The sequence below is a fragment of the Flavobacterium sp. MMLR14_040 genome, from assembly GCF_033657265.1.
GTDB lineage: Bacteria > Bacteroidota > Bacteroidia > Flavobacteriales > Flavobacteriaceae > Flavobacterium.
Genome location: NZ_JAWVWO010000020.1, coordinates 43,170 through 62,715 on the forward strand (window position 1 = coordinate 43,170; position 19,546 = coordinate 62,715).

Here is a 19,546-nt window from a genome sequence, read left to right on the forward strand (position 1 = left end):
TACTAACATAACCCGAAGCAAAACAACGGACAGAAATTCAATATTAATCTAACTTAATTTTGGCGGTTGCCAGATACCTAAATATATTGCTTTGTAATTATTGAAAACATAAAGGTCATTTTGCTCTTTAACATCGGCAAAATTTATACTTGTTTCCTCAACAAAAAGATGTTTTTGAAATTGAAAACCATGAACTCCACAACAAGCGCACAAACAAAATGGACTGCATTGATCGTTTTGAGAATCTGATTTTTTATCCTGAGAATGATTTTGATGAAGTTCGGTTTTTGCAAAAGAAGCACAATCATCTATATCATTGCAAGGTGTCAATGATAGTGAAACAAGATAAATTGAAAATAAAAACCAAATTAATTTCATGTTGCAAAGATAAAGAAATATCCTAGTATTTCTTGACAAATAAAAAAGGAGTAATAAAACTCCTTTTCTACATTATGATTTCTTAAATTACCGGGCATAGAGTTGTTAAGGGGACACAATCCCAAAGTAGATTCCCGTTACTATCTTCCCCTCGATAGCAAACTTTACCAACCGGACAATAAGGGGCACTTCCACCATTAATGCTTTTAAGTTCTTTTTTTGATAATTTTTCGCAATTTTTAATAAATTTCATAGTTATAGTTATTTAAGGTTAATTGTAAATATAGTACTTTTTTTACATTTTCTTAACCGTTTTATTTAACTTCTAAATTGTAGAAAAACATAGAAATATGTAACTTTGTTGTATGACAAACAACAATCCTATAGGCGTTTTTGATTCCGGTATTGGAGGAACTTCCATTTGGAGCGCCATTCACGAATTACTTCCCAACGAAAAAACCATTTATTTAGCAGACAATAAAAATGCTCCTTATGGCCAAAGAACCAAAGAAGAGATTGTTGCTTTAAGTAAAAAAAATGTTGACTTTTTAATCGAAAATAACTGTAAACTAATTGTTGTTGCCTGCAATACTGCAACCACAAATGCTATAAGAGAACTTCGTGCTGATTATGATATTCCTTTTATTGGAATTGAACCGGCAATAAAACCGGCAGCTAATAATTCGAAAACCCAAGTTATTGGAATTTTAGCTACACAAGGAACTTTGAACAGTGAATTGTTTAATAAAACAGCCGAAATGTTTCAAAACACAACCATAATTGAACAAGTTGGTCATGGATTGGTACAACTTATTGAAGATGGAAATTTGAACTCTCCTGAAATGACTGAGTTATTAGAAACTTACTTGCGACCTATGATTGATACCAATATCGATTACCTGGTTTTGGGCTGTAGTCATTATCCGTATTTGATTCCTCAGATTAAAAAAATTCTTCCGGAGCATATTCAGATTATTGATTCCGGAGAAGCAGTTGCCCGACAAACTCAAAATGTATTGCGCGAAAAAGTTGGTTTTTCTGATGAAGGAGAAAGCGAACCTGTATTTTATGCAAATGCAAATCCTTCTGTTCTAAAATCAATTTTGAATGACAAATATGAAGTAATACAGAAGGATTTTTAAGTCATTATTCTATTTTTCGCTTGACGAACCAAATTCCGTCTAAAGACAAATTGAGGGATATTTTATGATAATTTTCTTTTATCAGATTTTCTGAAACTTTTCCTTTTTGTCCATAAGAATAGGAAATATTCAAAGCCGAAAAAGTATTTTCTATTGGTAATGTAAGTCCGATAGATATTGAGGCATTATTAACTCTTTTTCCATCGACTTCAAGATACCCAGTGTCAAAATTGGCTCCTGCAGCATATTGAACCCGATCCCAATATCGTCTGATATTTTTTTTTGCACTATAGGTAAACCCAAGTGCAAATCGATCCTGATTAACAAAATCTCCGTATAACTCAGACTGATTGGTATTCTTCCAAAGACTTTTTTCATAATCTACGGTCATATTTAGATTATTCTTAAAACGTTTACTAATTCCAACTCCTATTTCTAAAGGCATATAATAATCATCTGCATCTGAAGCAACATTCGATTCTACCGTAGTAACAACCTCATTTGTCAAAGTTTCTACACTTTGCACTTTTGAAGCGTTAACCTTTGTTGGCAATTTAAAAGTGGATGCAATTGTAAAAGTCGAATCAATTTGATATTGAGCACCTAAAGTTGCGCGTAAACCACTATAATCTGTTTTTTTACTAATACTTGTAATAGAATTTGAGATCAGATAACTCCTGTCATCGGTTGTATTACCAAATAAAACAGTGGCTGAAGCTCCAACGGATATTTTTTTTCCAATTCTATAACCATAAGAAAAATCAAAATTATTCAATCCGCCAGAACCCGCCGCTGTTAAGTAATAATATTCCTGACTATCTGCGATAGTCAATTTTAAATTTGAGATTTTAAACGTTGCACTTGAATATGGTCGCAAAGCCACACTAAATCCTGATTTTTTTGTAACTGGAAAAGCAAAAGCAATATGAGAAAACTGAAAATTATTTCGTTTTTCAGATCTCGATCCACTTTCATACGTTGTTGCGATTGCCTTTCCGCCAATATCAAACATAAAATGATTTAGAGGCAAATAAGCTAATGAAGCCGGATTTAAATTATTGATAAAGAGATTTGAAGGCAATGCTATTCCTGACGAACCAATAGATGGAATCGAGCCAAAATCAGAGTCATACACACTACCTACACCATATAAGGAATAAGGAGAACTTGAAATACTTTGAGAAAATGCAGTTAGCGACATTAGAATGAAGCAGCTTAAAAAAATTATTTTATTTTTCATCTAATATGAGATATAATAAACTTTTAGTTGAATTTTATTGTTTGCGTGCTTTTGGTCTCCTAAAACAATTCTGTCTACAGTTTTAGAAATTCCGGGCAATGTCAGAATAAGAGAAGATTTTGAATCGGAGGTTTTCCACATTTCTTTTTGAAGAAACCCTCCTATCGGAATTGTATAAGCTACGTTTTCGTTGAACTCGTCACTTTTTTGGTTTAATATTCCATACACTGAACTTCCTGCAGAATTTAACAACGTGGCGCTAATCCTGTTTAAATTATCGGCTACATATACACGCAATGAATCTTCTAAAGGATATTGTTCTGAATAAGAATTATTAACCGGTTTTAAAATCAATTGGGCATCGACAATCGCGCCTTTTTCTGAAATGTATTTGAGCTGTTTTATATTTGGAAAATCAATCCGGCAGGCTACTCCTGCTCCCGATTGAATATATCCTTGCCTGTTTGTTAATGTACTGGATAATTTACTGCTCGAAATGGGTAAATTTTGAATTACTGTTCCGGTTTTATCTGAGGAAATAGAGTTGAACTGCTTTGAAACATCTGCAATGGTAAAGTCTATATAATAAGAAGTTTCATCGTCGCTTTGATACTTGGAATAATACATCCTGACGACACTTGTAGTCGCATTAAAACCAATTACACTCGAAGAATTATCAATATTAGGAACCAGAACAAGACCTTTTAAATATTCTGTTAAGTTTGTTAGCCCCGTAATCTCTCTTTTTTTAATTTTCTGGAAAAGTTCGCTTCCGAAAGTAGCATCCATTTTAATATTAATCGAATCTTTTTCTGTTGGTCTCGGTTTATAAGCGATCGTTCCAAGACTTTCGGTTCCATAACTCAAAGATGAGTTATTATAAAAACTGTCATCGTCTGTATTCGGTTTTACTGTTTGAGTAATTCTGTGAATATTAAACGTTTGAACTTTTGTTGTATCTCCGTAATAGTAATTATCATATTTTAAGATCATCGAAATAGAATCGAAAACATAATTTACAGCTTCAGTATCAGAACCCGTACTTTCAAGAGTATAAGAACTTCCTGCTAATTGAAAATAGCTATTTGATTTTATTTTCCCGAATAGTGGATCTTCATAATTACCAATTAAAATTCGGCTCTGACTTGAGGTTACAAGTGAATCAAAGTTTATGGTAGACATTTCGACAGTTACGGTGTCAATTAAAATTATTTTATTGCTTACCGCCAAATAATCAGACCCAACAACAAACTCTCCGGCATCTGTATCAGTACCGCATGAAATTATTGTAAGTGCAAAAACCAACATCAATATATACTTATGCATAATCTTATTTTTTGAACAAATATAAAATGCACTCTTCTGCACTACACTATAACATATACAGTCTTGCCTTTTTAGCCTATAAATAGCAAAAAAACATCTACGATAGGTTTCGCCAAACAAATAATTGGTTCAGCCATAAAAAAGGGTATTTAGTCTATCAAAAAGAGCCATACATATATCTTCTTTTTTTTAAAACCATTAGGCACCTACTTTTGAACCAATAATTAAGTAATGAAAATAAGGCTTTTAATAGGTTCTCTTTTTTTGATTTCGTTTTTGAATATGAAAGCTCAGGAAAACTTTTCGGTAAATGCAAATTTGAAAACAGAGCCAACAGATAAAATAGATTTTAACGAAACTGGTATCGGTATATCATTTAGTACGGCAATCAATTCGAAAAACAAAATAAAGAACACAGTAGAATACTCGAATTTGAAGTTGAACTATGATGCCGGAAGTTTTGAGGAATTTGAAAATCTGGATCAATTTAGTCAGTTGAAAAACAAATTTGAAATTTCACATGAAATTTCAAATACTAAATTGAATCTTGCTTTAACGCCAACAGCAAATTTTCAAAAAAACCTTGACTTTTCTGATGTAACGCTCTTGGGAAGTTTTGAAATAAGTCAGCAGTTAAATTTGAATACCAATATAAATGTTGGAGTTGCAAGAACAGCAATATTTGGTTATCCGCAATTTTTGCCCACTTTATCAGTAGGATATAAAATAAACGATAAAAGCACCTTGATGATTGGATTTCCGGATTCGAAGATTTCATATTCTAATAATATTCGAAATGCATTTAGCCTGACGAATAGTTTTAATGGTACTTTTTATAACCTGGATCATACAGTTATTGCTAATAATGGAACAAAAATTAGCACCTCGCAAATGACATCGGCTTTTGAATATGAAAGAAACGTCGATAAAAACTGGTTTATAAATTTTAAGGCAGGTTACGATTTTAATAAAAAATACAATATTATCGATAACGACAATCATAAGGTTTATGATTTTAATACCGGAAACGGCTACATTTTAGGCATTGGCATCAAATACAAACAATAAATAAATTTAATACACTATGATGAATAATTTAAAAAATGGAATATTATTCGCGGCATTATTATCGAGCCTCTTTTTTATAGGCTGTAGTAGTGATGACGATGATGATTTAATAGGAAACTGGATTAAAAAATCAGCATTTGATGGACCGGCAAGATCTAGTGCCACTAGTTTTGTTATTGGTGATTATGCTTATATAGCAACAGGCTATACAGGAGATGAGTATTTAAAAGATTTATGGGCTTATAATTCAACTGGTGACTATTGGGAGCAAAAGGCAGACTTTATTGGTATAGGAAGAAGTTCGGCTTCTAGTTTTACACTTAACGATAAAGGTTATGTTGGAATTGGTTATGACGGAACAAATAAACTGAAAGATTTTTACCAATACGACCCAACAAGTAATGCATGGACTCAAAAAACTGATTTTGCGGGTACAGCACGTTACGCAGCGGTAGGTTTTCAGGTAGGCGGAAAAGCTTATATTGGAACTGGTTATGATGGAAATTATTTGAAAGATTTTTATCAATACGATGATCAGGCAAATACCTGGACTCTAGTAAATGGTTTTAGCGGAAACAAAAGACGTAATGCTACTGTTTTTATAATTGATAATAAAGCTTATCTGGCAACCGGAATCAACAATGGCGTTTATCAGGAAGATTTTTGGCAATTTGATCCTGCCACAGATATCTGGACTCGCAAGAGAGATATTGATCAGGATGATGACGATGATGATTCATTCAATGATGATTATGCAATTGTACGTTCAAATGCCTCAGCTTTTTCAATGAATAATTTAGGTTATATTGTTGGTGGTGAAAGTGTAAAAACAGTTTGGGAATACAATCCTACGACAGATCTTTGGGTAGAAAGAACTCCAATGGAAGGTGCTACAAGAACCGACGCAGTTGGTTTTGCAATTAACAACAGAGGTTTCTACATGTTAGGAAGAATAGGTACTACTTATTTTGATGATGCATGGGAGTTTAAACCTTTAGAGGAACAAAATGACGATGATAATTAATATGAAAAAACAATTCTTCTGGAGTAAAATCCAGAAGAATTTATTGTTTCTTTTTCTGCTTTTGCAAATTACAGCCTGCACAAGAAACGAAATACTTAAAACAGAATCTTTCAAAACAACTTCGGGCTGGGGATATTCAATTGCTTACAAAAACAAAACAATAATTAAACAATCTATTATTCCTGTTATAAACGCTACAAAAAGTTTTTCGACAGAAGAAGATGCATTAAAAGTGGGGAATCTGGTGGCACAAAAACTCAAAGAGAACAATTCGCCAACAGTAACGAAAAATGATTTAATTTTATTAAAAATAAAATTCTAAATGAACATAGGCAGCATCAAAAATACCAGCTCAAACAAAATTTTGTTTCATAGTATTATATGGACTTTCTTTATCCTGACATCATTGATTCAATTTTATGAAAGCCCTTTCAGAATCAATAACGATTTTTATGTACAATGGGCCACGGGAATTATTTTGTTTTATCTCAACTATTTTTATTTGGTGCCTGCCCTACTTTTAGAAAAAAAATATTGGCTTTATTTTGCCTTTGTTTTTGCCCTTATTTTTATTTTCATGGTTATCAGGATCAATTACTTTATTCCTGAATTTAACCATTTAAGACCGGCAAATATGCTGCCTCCTAAAATGATGCCTCGCGATCCGCATGATTTTGTTAGAGATGGCAGACATGTCGTGATGAGAAGACAGCCTTTATTTTTTAAAATTGGACCTTCTCTTTTCTATATTTTAATTATTACGATAAGTGCTATTATTAGAACATTAACTGAATTTTATAACAACCAACAAAACAAATTAATTGCCGAAACGCACAGAACAAATACTGAATTAATTTATTTGCGAAAACAAACCAATCCGCATTTTTTATTTAATTCTTTAAACAGTATTTATTCATTGGCACACAAGAAATCTGATTTGGTCCCTGATGCCATCGTGACATTATCAGAATTAATGCGCTATATGCTGTATGAAACTGATAATAAAACGGTGGCTTTAGAAAAAGAAATCAATTACATTCAAAATTACATCGAATTACAAAAGCTCCGACTTAATGATATCGAAGACATTGTTATCAATGTTCACGGAAACACCAAAAATAAATTTATTGAGCCTTTGCTATTAATTTCATTTGTAGAAAATGCCTTTAAATACGGAACCGATTATAAAGGGGCGGCCCATGTAAAAATTAAGGTTTTTATATTAGATGACAATCTTGATTTCTGGATAGAAAACACCATCGAAAATTACGTTAAAGATCCTGACAATTCAGGAATTGGATTAGTAAACATTCAAAACCGACTGGATTTACTTTACCCAAATGCGCACGAACTTACCATTACACAAGACAATCAATATTACCGTGTGCATTTAAATTTAAAACTGGATAAAATTCAAACAGCAATAAGTTAATTATAGGAATTATGGACAGAAAAAAATTCATCCAAAATGGTATTTTAGGCATTGCTTCATTAGCAACAGCTACCAAAATATTAGAATCTTGTTCTAAAAGCGACAATGATGATGGTACAGATACTTCTGTCGACGGAAGCTGTACCGTTTCTCCTTCTGAAACCAAAGGGCCATTTCCTATAAAAACACCAAGTCAGCTGGTATTAGAAAATATAAAATCAGACCGGATTGGAGTGGCATTGCTGATCAATTTAACTATTGAAAACCAAAGCAAAGATTGTGCGCCTTTAGAAGGCGTTTTAGTCGATGTTTGGCATTGTGATAAAGACGGAAATTATTCTGAATACGGAGGAACTTCCATGCAGCAAACAGATTACACATCTGTGCATTTTTTAAGAGGAAGACAAACTTCAGATGCAAATGGAGAAGTTTCGTTTATTTCAATTTTCCCGGGCTGGTATCAAGGACGTGCTCCACATATACATGTTGAAGTTTTAAGCGCTTCAGGTTCTTCATTATTAGTAACGCAAATCGCTTTTCCGGAAAATGTTACCAATGAAGTATATTCAAGCACAAATTATGCGTCTCATGGTCAGGCTGACACTTCAAACACATCAGACAATATTTTTGCAGACAGTTTATCTGATGAATTAGCTTCTTTAACAGGTAATTTGGCAGATGGTTATACATTAAGCAAAACCATTACTGTAAAAGCATAATTTTACGATAATAAAACGGTAATTTATGATAATTTTAAAACTTAATTTACTGGTTTCAAACTACTTTTGACTGCCAAAACAAATTTAAAAATCTAATTCCGAGCAAATGAAATGTGTAATTATAGACGATGAACCTTTAGCGGTTGAATTATTAGAAGATTTTGTTCGAAAAGTAGATTCACTAGAATTGGTAAGCACTTTTAACAATGCGATTGACGCCGTTTCCTTTATCAATCAAACCAATATAGATTTGATTTTTCTCGATATTCAGATGCCACATTTTTCGGGAATTGAATTTTTAAATACTATCGAAAAAAAGCCATTAATTATTTTCACCACTGCCTATTCCGATTATGCTGTTGAAGGATTTAACCTGGGCGCAGTTGATTATCTGGTAAAGCCAATTCCGTTTCACCGCTTTTTAAAATCAGTCGTACGCGCACAGCAAATTTTTAACCCAACAGCAGCAGTTCAGGCCATTTCAGAAAACACTACAGCTCCGGAATTAGAACAGGATTTTATGTTTGTAAGGGCTGAATATGAAAATGTGAAAATGAATTTTGCTGATATTTTATTTATCGAAGGCTTAAAAGATTATGTAAAAATATATACTACTGATAATAAATTTACTTTAACCTTAATTAGTTTAATCAAATTAGAGAATTTGCTTTCAAGCAAAGGATTTTCGAGAATTCACAGATCTTATATTATTAATATAAAACATGTAAAATCTATCCAAAAAAATAAGGTTTTGATAAGTGATAAACGAATTCCGATTAGTGAAAGTTATAAAAGTACTTTCTTTGAAAAAATCAACTTATAAGTTTAAAATTCCAAAATAAAAATAAATTTCAAATTCCCATTGAAGTTTTAACTTTCTGATTGGAATTTGGAATTTTTATTTTTTGGAGTTTATTCATTCTTGAACCATCCCGAATACATAACGTAATTATTAGAAATTCGCTCAATTTCGCCTGCAAAATCGGATTGGTCAATATCTTTTACCTTTTTGGCCGGAACTCCTGCCCAAATACTTCCTGAAGTTACAACTGTGTTTTGAGTTAAAACAGCACCGGCAGCCACAATAGAATTACTTTCTATCACACAATTATCCATTACAATAGCGCCCATTCCTATTAAAACATTGTCGTGAATAGTACAGCCGTGAACTATGGCATTGTGACCAATTGAAACATTATTTCCAATAATGGTTGGGTGTTTTTGATAAGTACAATGAATAATAGCGCCGTCCTGGATATTTACTTTATTTCCTATTTTAATGAAGTGAACATCACCACGAATTACAGCATTAAACCAAACGCTGCAGGAATCTCCAAAAGTAACATCGCCTACAATAGTTGCATTTTCGGCAACATAACAATCTTCAGGTATTACCGGAGATTTTCCGTTTACAGATTTAATAAGCATAATAAAAAAGTTTTAATTAATTGCCGGACAGTTACAATCGTAACGCTCCTTTGTACAAAATAAATTGATCCCCAGAGTAATTTGGTGATAAGCACCTGTATCAAATTTCACATCTCCCGTAACTTGCGAATAGGTATAAGCAAACATGAAATTTTTATAATTTACACCTATAATTGGTGTTATGTATTGCAATTTTTGAGATTGTACACCGTTTCCTAAACTGTATTGCGCGCCGTCAAAACTTCTTCTGTACGACAATGCCGCCCAAAGACTTCCAAAGTCCATATTCTTGTATGCTTTTAAATTCATATCAAGAGATTTCTCTTTTGTCTGATCAAATAACTGAAACAAAACAGAAGGTTCCCAGGTAATATTCTCGTGTTTACCAAAAACATATCCTACGCTCAATAAAAACTTTCTTAAATTATCGCTTTCATAATCTGTATAGATTTCTCTTCTGGTTTCAAGCAAGCCCTGAACGGTTGCATGAGCATAAAAATCCATATAGTTATAGGAAGCTCCAACATCAACATTAAAATAAGAATCTTTTTGAATCGCACCAAAAACAATAGGATCAAAAGTAGTTCCAAATTGTGTTTCATCCAGTTGATTCTGAATAACTCCTCCGCTAATACCAAACGAAAGCTGATTCAAATCTATTTCATCTCTCGAAAACATAATATGATGTGCGTAAGTAAGTTTCAATCCTTTTTGAGAATGATATCCGTTTTTATCATTAAAAACAATAATTCCGGCTCCTGATCTTTCGCCAATTCTTCCATTAAAACTTAACGTTTGAAGTGAAGGTGCATCATCCTGACCAAACCATTGCTTTCTCGCGGTCAATCTTATCTTGGCACAATTCGCCGCACCAGCCATTGAAGGGTGAATTAAATAATAATTATCCGACAAATAATCAGAATAAACAGGCAGTCCTTCCTGAGAATAACAAAAAAGAGAAGTTAAAAAGACCAAATATAAAACTCTGATTTTAAACATAATAAAGGTAGTCGTGTCGGAATAAATTAGAGACTCTGGAATTTTAGTACGATTAATTTGAAAAGAGTCTTAATTATTTTATTAAAAAATCAAATATAGGTATTAGTAGAAAATAACTTTACTAAATTTGTAAAAATTTAAATCATGACGAAAATCACTATAAAGGAGACTCAAAATCCGACTATTTTAAAATTTGAATTTGAGGATTTTATTACCCAAAATCAAAATTTTGAATTCAAAAATATTGATGAAGCCCAGGCATCACCATTGGCACAGCAATTATTTTATTTGCCGTTTGTAAAAACAGTTTACATTTCCGGAAACTTTATAGCTATAGAAAGATATAGCATTGTAGAATGGGATGATGTAAAAGATGCTGTAGCAGAGCAAATTGAAGCTTTTGTAGCAAAAGGCGGCGTAATTATCAATATCGATGAAACCAAAACAAAAAAACAGCCCATTACGGTTTATGGAGAAACAACTCCAAACCCATCGGCATTAAAATTTGTGGTAAGCAGAATGCTGACTAAAAATCCGGTTGAATATAAAAATATCGATCAGACGGCTTCTTCTCCTTTAGCAAAAGAATTATTTAAATTTCCTTATGTAAAAGAAGTTTTTATTGATGAAAATTACATTTCGGTAACGAAATACGACATCAACGACTGGCAGGAAATTACATTAGAAGTAAGAACATTCATCAAACAATTTATTGAAAATGGAGGTACTGTATTAGATGAAAATTTAATTGAAGTTGCTACAAAAAATGATGTTACAAAAGATGAAAATTTCGATAAATTAGATGTTACATCACAACAAATCATTAACATTCTGGAAGAATACGTAAAACCTGCAGTTGCTGCCGATGGCGGAAATATTGCATTTGATTCTTATAATGAAGATGATAAAACGGTAAAAGTAATTTTGCAGGGAGCTTGCAGCGGATGCCCATCCTCTACTTTTACTCTAAAAAGCGGAATCGAAAATATGCTGAAAAGCATGCTAAATGACGAAGCCATCAAAGTTGAAGCTATAAACGCATAATTACAACTATAAAATAGTTAGAAAAAAGCATCTCAATCGAGATGCTTTTTTATTTGTATCTATCTAATTATCAGTAAATTATTTTCAAATAAATGTCGTAGTGTAATAAAATTGGTTAATATTGTATTTCTAAACTAATCAAAACCAGAAAACTATGGGATTAACTTCATTTTTTAAGAATCTATTTGGCTCAGCCAAAGAAACAAGTGTTGATTTAGCCAATAAAGCAGAAGACGCTTTTGAGCAGGCAAAAGAAGAAGCTGCACCGTTAATCAATAAAGCGGAAACTTTTGCAGAAGAGACTTTCGCGAAAGCAAAAGAAGTTTCAGAACCAATAATTGATAGTGCTACAGAGTATGTCAGTCACGCTAAAGATATTGCAAGCGAGTATGTTGAAAAAGCCTCTGAAACGATTAGTGATGTAATCGATTCTGTAAAAGAAAAAGCAAGCGAATTTACTGGTGAAGCTAAAACTACAACAACGAAAACTATTGTTGATTTAAGCGAAGAAACAATAACTACAACAGAAGAAGTTATCAATAAGACACCAGCAACAGAATAACAACGACATTTATTTCTTATAAAAGGAAATATCTATATATTTGCAAAATCTAATACCACCTTCTCATTTGGGAAGGTTTTTTTATTTTTATAAAATGGACATTAATTCAAACCAGATTGGCAGTTATGCCGCCAGATTTATCGAGGTTTTACTCGACTATTCTCCTAAATTAATTTCAGCAATTTTAATCTTATTTGTTGGTTTATACGCCATACGATTGATTAATCGAATCATTAGAAAAGTAATGATTAAGAGAAATCTGGATCCTACATTAACAAAATTTCTTGCTGATATATTGCTTTGGGCATTACGCGTTTTATTGTTTATAACGTTTATTTCAAAACTCGGAATTGAAACTTCGTCATTTGTTGCTATTTTAGGAGCAATGGGTCTTGCAGTGGGTTTATCGTTGCAAGGTTCTCTTTCTAATTTTGCAGGCGGAATGCTTATCATTCTCTTTAAACCTTTTAAAGTTGGAGACACTATTGAAGCACAAGGCGTTATTGCGACAGTTCTGGAAATTCAGATTTTTGTAACAAAAATGCTTACCGGAAATAACCAAACGGTTTTTGTGCCAAATGGCGCTTTATCTAACGGAACAATTATCAACTATTCGATGCAGGGAGAAAGAAGAGCCGATTTGACTTTTGCTGTATCTTATGATTCTGATATAAAAAAGGCAAAAGATATTTTGTTGGATGTTTTAAATAACAACCCAAAAGTGCTAAAAATGCCCGTACCCGAAGTTTTTGTTAAAAACCTGACTACAAGTTCTGTAGAATTTGCGGTACGTCCCTGGGCAACAAATGCAAATTACGGAGCGGTTTTTTCTGAAACATTAGAAAATTGCAAAACCGCTTTGGACAAAGCAGGAATTGCTATTCAGCCATTTACAATACAAAAATAAATTAATCGTTTGTAATGAATAAAAGTTTAATTAAACACATAGAAACATAGATTTTATATTTTTGAAAAAGTAAATCAAAAGAAACGCGTTTCTCACACATAACTATGTTTGTTAATGCAAGTGAAACGCCTTTTTGAATTCAATATTCTATGTTTCTATGTGTTAAAAAATAATTACAATCAACTGTAAATTATTATTTTTTTGATGGAGGTGCCATCATAAAATCTTTTAAATAATAAGGTTCAAAATAAGCGACATCAACAGTGTCGCTTTTTTGATATTTATCAAAACTGATTTTACTCATAGCCGAAGCCGAAGGATATTTGATGTCTTCTAAAAACACAAAATTCTCTTTTGTTAAAACCGATTTGCATTTCTCGGCACAATCACCAACAAAATAAATGGTTTCAGTAAAATCCTTAAATGAATTTTCATCAATAACATCTGCCTGAATTTCTCTTTCAATTTCTAAATTAGCATTGAAAATTTCGCTGTACACTTCCATTCTTCTGGCATCAAGCATCGGAATTATTTTCCCATCCTGGACTTTGGCCTGAGATGCTAAAGTTTGCAAAGTATCAACAGCGATTAATGGAACATTCAAAGCAAAACATAATCCTTTTGCTGCCGAAACTCCAATTCGTAAACCGGTATATGATCCCGGCCCCTGACTTACTGCAATTGCGGCTAAATCCTGAACTGAGATTTTGGCTTCTGCAATTATTTCTTCAATAAAAACATGTAGTTTTTCGGCATGCGAATAGCCTTCTTCTGCAATTTCTTTACATAAAATAGTTTCCCCATTTTTTGCTATGGATACTGAACAATTTTTTGTGGCTGTTTCGATATTGAGAATAAAAGACAATGTATTTATATTTTAAAAGTTAATGATATTTATATCAGGCTGAGCATTCCCCGTATTGGAAACAAATATATAGATTAATTTTAAACACGAATTTCACAAATTTGCACAAATTTAATGTTTACTTAGTTTGTGGAATTAATTTAACAAACGAATTAGTGCCAATTCGTGAAATTCGTGTTTATTTTTGACCTTATATTCAAACGAAAAATCTTTTAAAGATGTTTATTTCTTAGGCGTTTCGGCTTTTTTAAGCTTTACTTTATCTCCAGAATTTAATTCTTTGGAAACAGTTGTATAAGGACCTGTAATAACCACATCTCCAGGTTTTAAGCCGGACATTACTTCGATATTGGTATCGTCCTGAATACCCGTTTTTATGATTTTGATTTTGGCTTTATCACCTACTTTTACAAAAACACATTCGAATTTTTTATCGCTTTTTGGAGTTGCTTTTTTATCTTCGTTTGGATCTTCTACTTTAAAATCCTTAACTGCGGTTGTATCAGATTTTACGACAACAGAACTAATTGGCACTGCCAAAACATTCGTTTTTGTTTTTGTAATAATATCAACTGTAGCTGTCATTCCAGGTCTAAAAGGAGAATATGTATTTGGCTTGCCTTCTAATAAATCCTGATATGATTCTTTTAAAATTCTCACTTTTACTTTAAAATTCGTAACCTGATCTGATGTTAAAGTTGTACTTGCTGAGTTAGAAATACTGGTTACAACACCTCTGAATTTCTTTTTTAAATAAGCATCCACTTCAACATTTGCTTCGTCACCAATTTTAATTTTTACGATGTCATTTTCATTTACATCAACTTCAACTTCCATGTTGTTTAGGTTGGCCACTCTTAAAAGTTCTGTTCCTGCCATTTGCTGCGTTCCTAAAACGCGTTCTCCTAACTCAACATTTAACACTGAAATTGTTCCATCTGCAGGAGCGTAAATTGTAGTACGACCAAGGTTGTCTTTTGCTTCATTTACAGATGCTGAAGCACTTTGAACAGTAAAATAAGCATTCTGTTTAGTTGCTTTTGCAACTTCAAAAGAGGCTATAGCTTTATCCCAGTCAGATTTTGAAATAACACCTTTATCATATAATACCTTATTACGTTCGTAGCTTGCTTTTGCTTCTTTAAAAGATGCTTCAGACTGACTTAATCCGGCTTTACTTCCAGATAAATTAGATACGGAACGATTGTAACTTGAGGTATATAAATCAGGGTTTATTTTGACTAATAAATCGCCTTTTTTAACAACCTGACCTTCTTTTACATTTAATAAAATAATCTCACCCGAAACTTCAGGTGAGATTTTAACTTCGATTTCCGGTTGAATTTTACCTGTTGCCGAAACTGTTTCGACAATGGTTGAAGCAACTACTTTTGTAATTTCTACTTCTTTACCTTCATCTTTATTTCCTATTACTCCAGATTTCGAAAGACCTACTAAAATTGCAATGACAACTATTGCGCCCCCGACTAAGAAATAAACTGTTTTTTTTGACATAATAAATTATTTTGCGATAATTGGAACAATTGGAATTCCAAAGTAAAATTCAAGTATTTTTATTTTGAACATGTAATCGTATTTCGTTCTGATAACATCTGACTGTGCGTTTGTTAACAATGTTTGTGCCTGCGTAAAATCAAATGAATTCATCAAACCTACATCGTACTTTTCTTTTGCATAGTTATAAGCCTGCTGTCTTGCTTCTAAAGTTACAGTAGAAGATTCATAAGCATTCAAAGCTCCTTTAGCATCTGTAAAAGCGGTATAAACGTTACGTTGCAAATCTAAACTTTTTTGCTCTAAATCTATTTTAGATTTCTCTAAAGTTACTTTATTGCGTTCAACATTATTTTTAATTGAGAATCCATTAAAAATTGGAATGTCTAATTGAAAACCAAAATTATGCCCTTTATTATCACTAAATTGCTGAAAAACAGGGTCTGGACCTACAACATAAGGAATGTTGTTTTCGTCGAATTTGGTTTGATCACTATAGCTAGCTCTGGTATTAAAACCATAAAAACCTCTCAGTGTTGGCTGGTAAGCACCTTTTGCAATAGCGACATTTTTCTCTGCAATTTCAAGGTTGGTTTGTGCTAATTTCAACTCGGTTCTTATTTCTTTGGCTTTATTGTAAATATCAACCGGGCTTTGTGCCATGATATTATTCTCATCCTTAGCATTGGTATCGTCGATTACATCAAAATCTGCAAATTCTTTAAGTTGTAAAAGCTGTGCCAGACTTAATTTAGAAATTAACAAACTGTTTTCGGCAACTATAATAGCTTGTTGATCTGTTGCAACCGTAGCTTTCAAGTCAAACAAATCACCACGAGGAATCGTTCCTGCATTTACCATTTCTTCAGATCTCGCAAATCGTTTTTCATCAATCGCCAATTGTTCCTTTTTAACTTTTAAATTTTCTTTATTAAAAAGAATTTCTAAAAAGGCATTAGCAACGTTTAACGAAATATCCTCCTGCATTTTCAACAGTTGATATTTTGACGCTACAATAGCAAGTTTTGCTCTTCGATAGTTATTTTGATTTTGCAGTCCTTTGTAAATATCAACTCCGGCATTTAAACCTATAGATGAATATTGAGTTGTCTGGTTACGCAAGATACCTGTCGTAACATCCTGGTTCAAACCAATATTCCAGGAGTGTGAAGCACTCCCGCTTACTGATGGAAGATAACTTCCTAAAGCACCTTTTTTATCAATATCAGCGCTTTTTACATCTAACTCTGACAGTTTAATCGTGATATTATTGTCTAATGCATATCTCACGCATTCTTCAAGTGTCCATTGCTTTGGTTGTGTCTGAGCAGATAAACCTAACCCAAATAACAAAGCAACAATAAGACTATTATATTTATTTATTTTCATATTTTTTAGATGAAAGCATAGCAAAGACACTACGCAAATTTAACATTTTTTAAAAACCAAAAGAACCTTTACGCTTTCAGATTATTTTTTTTCTCCTTCGCCTTCAGTAATCAAACCCTGATTCCAGATTTTAATTTTATCCGAAGCTTTAATTCCGCTTTTAATCTGAACATAAATTCCATCACTAACTCCTAAAACTAAATCTCTTCTTTGAAATTTTTGTGGAGCAGTTTCTATTTCAACATAAGGTTTTTGTGTTTTTTTGTCAAATTGCACCAATGATTCTTTTATGGCTAAAACTTTATCTGCTTTCTCTAAAATAATAGAAGCATTTGCACTTAATCCTGCTCTGATAAAAGTAGCATCTTTATTTTCTAAAGAAGCTTTAATTTCAAACTGAATAGCTCCATTTTCTACAACTCCTTTTGGCGCAATATCAGTAAGAACAGCCGTAAATTTTTTATTTTCAATAGCTCCAACTGTAATTTCAATTGGCATTTGAACTTTTATTTTTCCAACTTCAGATTCGTCAATTTTTCCAATAAAAATCATCCTTCCCACATCGGCAACGCTGGCAATTGTAGTTCCTTCATTAAAGTTATTACTTTCAATAACCTGATTTCCTACTTTTACAGGAACCTGTAAAACCATTCCGTTTACAGTAGAGCGAATTAAGGTATTTGCATAACTTCCCAAAGAAGTTGTTGTTCCTGTTTTTACAATATCCAGACTTTGTCTTGCCGCCTGATAATTTTGTTTTGCCTGCGTATAAGCTAGTTGCGCAGCATCAAAATCATTGGCAGAAATGACATCTTTGTCAAATAATGTTTTTTGTCTTTTATAGATTTTCTCCTGATTGTCTAAAGCAATTTTAGCTGTCTGTACCTGATTTTGAGTAGAACTCACGTTGGATACATTGGCAACAACCCTGATTTTTGCAATCATATCTCCGGCTTTGATTTTTTCGCCCGCTTTAATATAAACCTGCTCGATAATTCCTGAGATGTTTGGCTTGATTAGAACCTCTTCATCAGGCTGAATATTACCCGTCGCAATAGTACTTTTTACGATCGTTTTAATTTCTGCTTTCTCCGTTTTAAATACAATTGGAGACTCTTGATTCTTAGCGTATAAATAATACAGCGCGCCAAAGAAAACTATAGCAATAAAAATTAAAATGGTTACAGTTACTCCTTTTTTCATTTTGTTTTGGTTTAATTCGATTATTTTTGATTGATAATTTTATTCTGTTCGTAAAGCATCTACTGGCTTTACATTAATTGCGGTTTGGGCCGGAATAAATCCTGCCAATAAACCAGATCCCACTAATATTAATAAAGCAACAAATACAACCCCTAAATCAACACTTGGATTCGCAAACATGGTATCACTTCCTGGCGGCATAGAATCTAAAGCCATATTTAAAAGTGCTATAAGCCCGGTTGCAAAAGCAATTCCGAACATACCCGAAATAATAGTCAGGAATATAGATTCCGATAAAATTTGTCCGCGAATAGCCGCTGGTGTTGCTCCCAGAGCCCTGCGAATTCCAATTTCTTTGGTACGTTCTTTAACTACAATAAGCATGATATTTGAAATACCAATTACTCCTGAAATCAGCACCAAAGTTCCTACAAAATAAGCAATGATTTTTAATATATTAAACAAACTTTGCACTTTATTAAACTGCTCGTATAAATCAAAATTTCCAACTGCTCTGTCATCTGCAGGATTTACAGAATGCAGTGCTTTAATTAATTCTAAAATTTTAGGTTTTAGGTCTGTAATCGAAGTTTCGTCTTTTGCTGTAATAGCCATCCATCCTACTTTATCACCATAATTAAATGCCTGCTGAAAAGTTGTAAACGGAATAAAAATATTTTTTTGTTCCTGTTCCGCATTTCCACCTTGCTGTTTAGAATTATAAATTCCAACAACCATAAAGTTTATGCCATTTATTTTTACATAACTGCCTATTGTTTCTTCTTCTTTACCGTAAAGTTCACTAATAACTCCTTTACCAATAATGGCAACTTTTCTTTTATCATTAATATCCTGCTGATTTATAAAACGTCCTTTAATGATATCCATAGGCTGCTGTTTGATCAGCTCCGGATAATCACCGTAAATTGTAAAAGAAGAAGTTTTGGTTCCTCGCACCACATTATTAGTACCGTTAAAATCTCCTAGCTGATTTCTCGGAGAAACATACAGCAAATCTGGTAACGCCGCTTTTAAAGCAGGAACATCGCTATTTCTAAAGTCAAAACGACGTGTTTTTGGCAATCCTTTATAGGCTTTTGATGTTGTCTGACTCCACATAAACATCGTGTTTGTGGCAATTCCGTCAAAACCTTTTTTTACACCGTTTTCCAGGCCTTTACTTGCAGCCAGTAAAATTACCAGAATAAATATTCCCCAAAAGACACCAAACGCAGTTAAAATCGTTCTGAAAACATTTGCTGTTAAAGCCTGTAAAATCTCGTCCCAATTATCTTTATTAAACAT

General features: G+C 32.8%; 20 protein-coding genes. 10 read left to right on the forward strand and 10 right to left on the reverse strand.

Features of this window, described 5'->3' with window-relative positions; all coding sequences use genetic code 11:
* Positions 1-48: 48 nt before the first annotated feature.
* The gene (locus SD960_RS19745) at positions 49-378 is read right to left on the reverse strand and encodes a DUF6660 family protein (protein ID WP_318805521.1); all 330 of its coding nucleotides are present in this window, start codon (positions 376-378) and stop codon (positions 49-51) included.
* Positions 379-743: 365 nt separating this feature from the next.
* On the opposite strand from SD960_RS19745, the gene murI reads away from it, so the two are divergent.
* On the forward strand, positions 744-1,520 hold the full coding sequence (murI, locus tag SD960_RS19750; protein ID WP_318805523.1) for a glutamate racemase: 777 nt from the start codon (positions 744-746) through the stop codon (positions 1,518-1,520).
* Positions 1,521-1,524: 4 nt separating this feature from the next.
* On the opposite strand, the gene SD960_RS19755 is transcribed toward murI, so the two are convergent.
* Both SD960_RS19755 and SD960_RS19760 read right to left on the reverse strand, forming a co-directional pair.
* Positions 1,525-2,760, reverse strand: a complete 1,236-nt coding sequence (locus tag SD960_RS19755; RefSeq protein WP_318805524.1) for an aromatic hydrocarbon degradation protein — start codon at positions 2,758-2,760, stop codon at positions 1,525-1,527.
* Positions 2,761-4,086, reverse strand: coding sequence for a DUF4270 family protein (locus tag SD960_RS19760; protein ID WP_318805526.1), 1,326 nt, complete (start codon positions 4,084-4,086; stop codon positions 2,761-2,763).
* A 231-nt stretch (positions 4,087-4,317) separates the two neighbouring features.
* On the opposite strand from SD960_RS19760, the gene SD960_RS19765 reads away from it, so the two are divergent.
* The 6 genes from SD960_RS19765 to SD960_RS19790 all read left to right on the forward strand — a co-directional run bounded on the left by SD960_RS19765 (position 4,318) and on the right by SD960_RS19790 (position 9,152).
* Complete coding sequence (locus SD960_RS19765) at positions 4,318-5,154, forward strand: DUF6268 family outer membrane beta-barrel protein (RefSeq protein WP_318805527.1); 837 nt, start codon at positions 4,318-4,320, stop codon at positions 5,152-5,154.
* A gap of 19 nt (positions 5,155-5,173) precedes the next feature.
* On the forward strand, positions 5,174-6,178 hold the full coding sequence (locus SD960_RS19770) for a Kelch repeat-containing protein (protein WP_318805570.1): 1,005 nt from the start codon (positions 5,174-5,176) through the stop codon (positions 6,176-6,178).
* Between the two features lies 1 nt (position 6,179).
* Positions 6,180-6,500: a DUF4907 domain-containing protein gene (locus SD960_RS19775; protein ID WP_318805528.1), complete on the forward strand. Its 321-nt coding sequence runs from the start codon at positions 6,180-6,182 to the stop codon at positions 6,498-6,500.
* Positions 6,501-7,610 carry a sensor histidine kinase gene (locus tag SD960_RS19780; RefSeq protein WP_318805529.1) on the forward strand — a complete coding sequence of 370 codons (1,110 nt, stop codon included), beginning with the start codon at positions 6,501-6,503 and terminating at the stop codon, positions 7,608-7,610. It abuts the gene before it with no gap.
* An 11-nt stretch (positions 7,611-7,621) separates the two neighbouring features.
* Positions 7,622-8,329: an intradiol ring-cleavage dioxygenase gene (locus tag SD960_RS19785; RefSeq protein ID WP_318805530.1), complete on the forward strand. Its 708-nt coding sequence runs from the start codon at positions 7,622-7,624 to the stop codon at positions 8,327-8,329.
* Positions 8,330-8,435: 106 nt separating this feature from the next.
* Complete coding sequence (locus SD960_RS19790) at positions 8,436-9,152, forward strand: LytTR family DNA-binding domain-containing protein (RefSeq protein WP_318805531.1); 717 nt, start codon at positions 8,436-8,438, stop codon at positions 9,150-9,152.
* A gap of 89 nt (positions 9,153-9,241) precedes the next feature.
* On the opposite strand, the gene SD960_RS19795 is transcribed toward SD960_RS19790, so the two are convergent.
* Together SD960_RS19795 and SD960_RS19800 are read right to left on the reverse strand one after the other, a co-directional pair.
* Positions 9,242-9,757: a gamma carbonic anhydrase family protein gene (locus tag SD960_RS19795; RefSeq protein ID WP_318805532.1), complete on the reverse strand. Its 516-nt coding sequence runs from the start codon at positions 9,755-9,757 to the stop codon at positions 9,242-9,244.
* 12 nt (positions 9,758-9,769) lie between these two features.
* Entirely contained in the window at positions 9,770-10,756 is a 987-nt protein-coding gene (locus SD960_RS19800; RefSeq protein WP_318805533.1) for a type IX secretion system membrane protein PorP/SprF, read from the reverse strand.
* Positions 10,757-10,900: 144 nt separating this feature from the next.
* Between SD960_RS19800 and SD960_RS19805 the strand changes: the two genes are divergently transcribed.
* From SD960_RS19805 to SD960_RS19815, 3 genes are all read left to right on the forward strand, one after another.
* The gene (locus SD960_RS19805) at positions 10,901-11,800 is read left to right on the forward strand and encodes a NifU family protein (protein ID WP_318805534.1); all 900 of its coding nucleotides are present in this window, start codon (positions 10,901-10,903) and stop codon (positions 11,798-11,800) included.
* Between the two features lie 154 nt (positions 11,801-11,954).
* Positions 11,955-12,362 carry a YtxH domain-containing protein gene (locus tag SD960_RS19810; protein ID WP_318805536.1) on the forward strand — a complete coding sequence of 136 codons (408 nt, stop codon included), beginning with the start codon at positions 11,955-11,957 and terminating at the stop codon, positions 12,360-12,362.
* Between the two features lie 94 nt (positions 12,363-12,456).
* The gene (locus tag SD960_RS19815; protein ID WP_318805537.1) at positions 12,457-13,269 is read left to right on the forward strand and encodes a mechanosensitive ion channel family protein; all 813 of its coding nucleotides are present in this window, start codon (positions 12,457-12,459) and stop codon (positions 13,267-13,269) included.
* 193 nt (positions 13,270-13,462) lie between these two features.
* Here SD960_RS19815 and tsaB read toward each other — a convergent pair whose 3' ends face one another.
* From tsaB to SD960_RS19840, 5 genes are all read right to left on the reverse strand, one after another.
* Complete coding sequence (gene tsaB / locus SD960_RS19820) at positions 13,463-14,134, reverse strand: tRNA (adenosine(37)-N6)-threonylcarbamoyltransferase complex dimerization subunit type 1 TsaB (protein ID WP_318805538.1); 672 nt, start codon at positions 14,132-14,134, stop codon at positions 13,463-13,465.
* A gap of 222 nt (positions 14,135-14,356) precedes the next feature.
* Complete coding sequence (locus tag SD960_RS19825; RefSeq protein ID WP_318805539.1) at positions 14,357-15,649, reverse strand: efflux RND transporter periplasmic adaptor subunit; 1,293 nt, start codon at positions 15,647-15,649, stop codon at positions 14,357-14,359.
* A gap of 6 nt (positions 15,650-15,655) precedes the next feature.
* Positions 15,656-17,038 (reverse strand): TolC family protein, encoded by a 1,383-nt coding sequence (locus tag SD960_RS19830; RefSeq protein ID WP_318805541.1) that lies wholly within the window; start codon positions 17,036-17,038, stop codon positions 15,656-15,658.
* A gap of 81 nt (positions 17,039-17,119) precedes the next feature.
* Positions 17,120-18,241: an efflux RND transporter periplasmic adaptor subunit gene (locus SD960_RS19835; RefSeq protein WP_318805543.1), complete on the reverse strand. Its 1,122-nt coding sequence runs from the start codon at positions 18,239-18,241 to the stop codon at positions 17,120-17,122.
* Between the two features lie 39 nt (positions 18,242-18,280).
* A complete protein-coding gene (locus SD960_RS19840) occupies positions 18,281-19,546 on the reverse strand; it encodes an ABC transporter permease (protein ID WP_073396832.1) in 1,266 nt (421 codons plus the stop codon).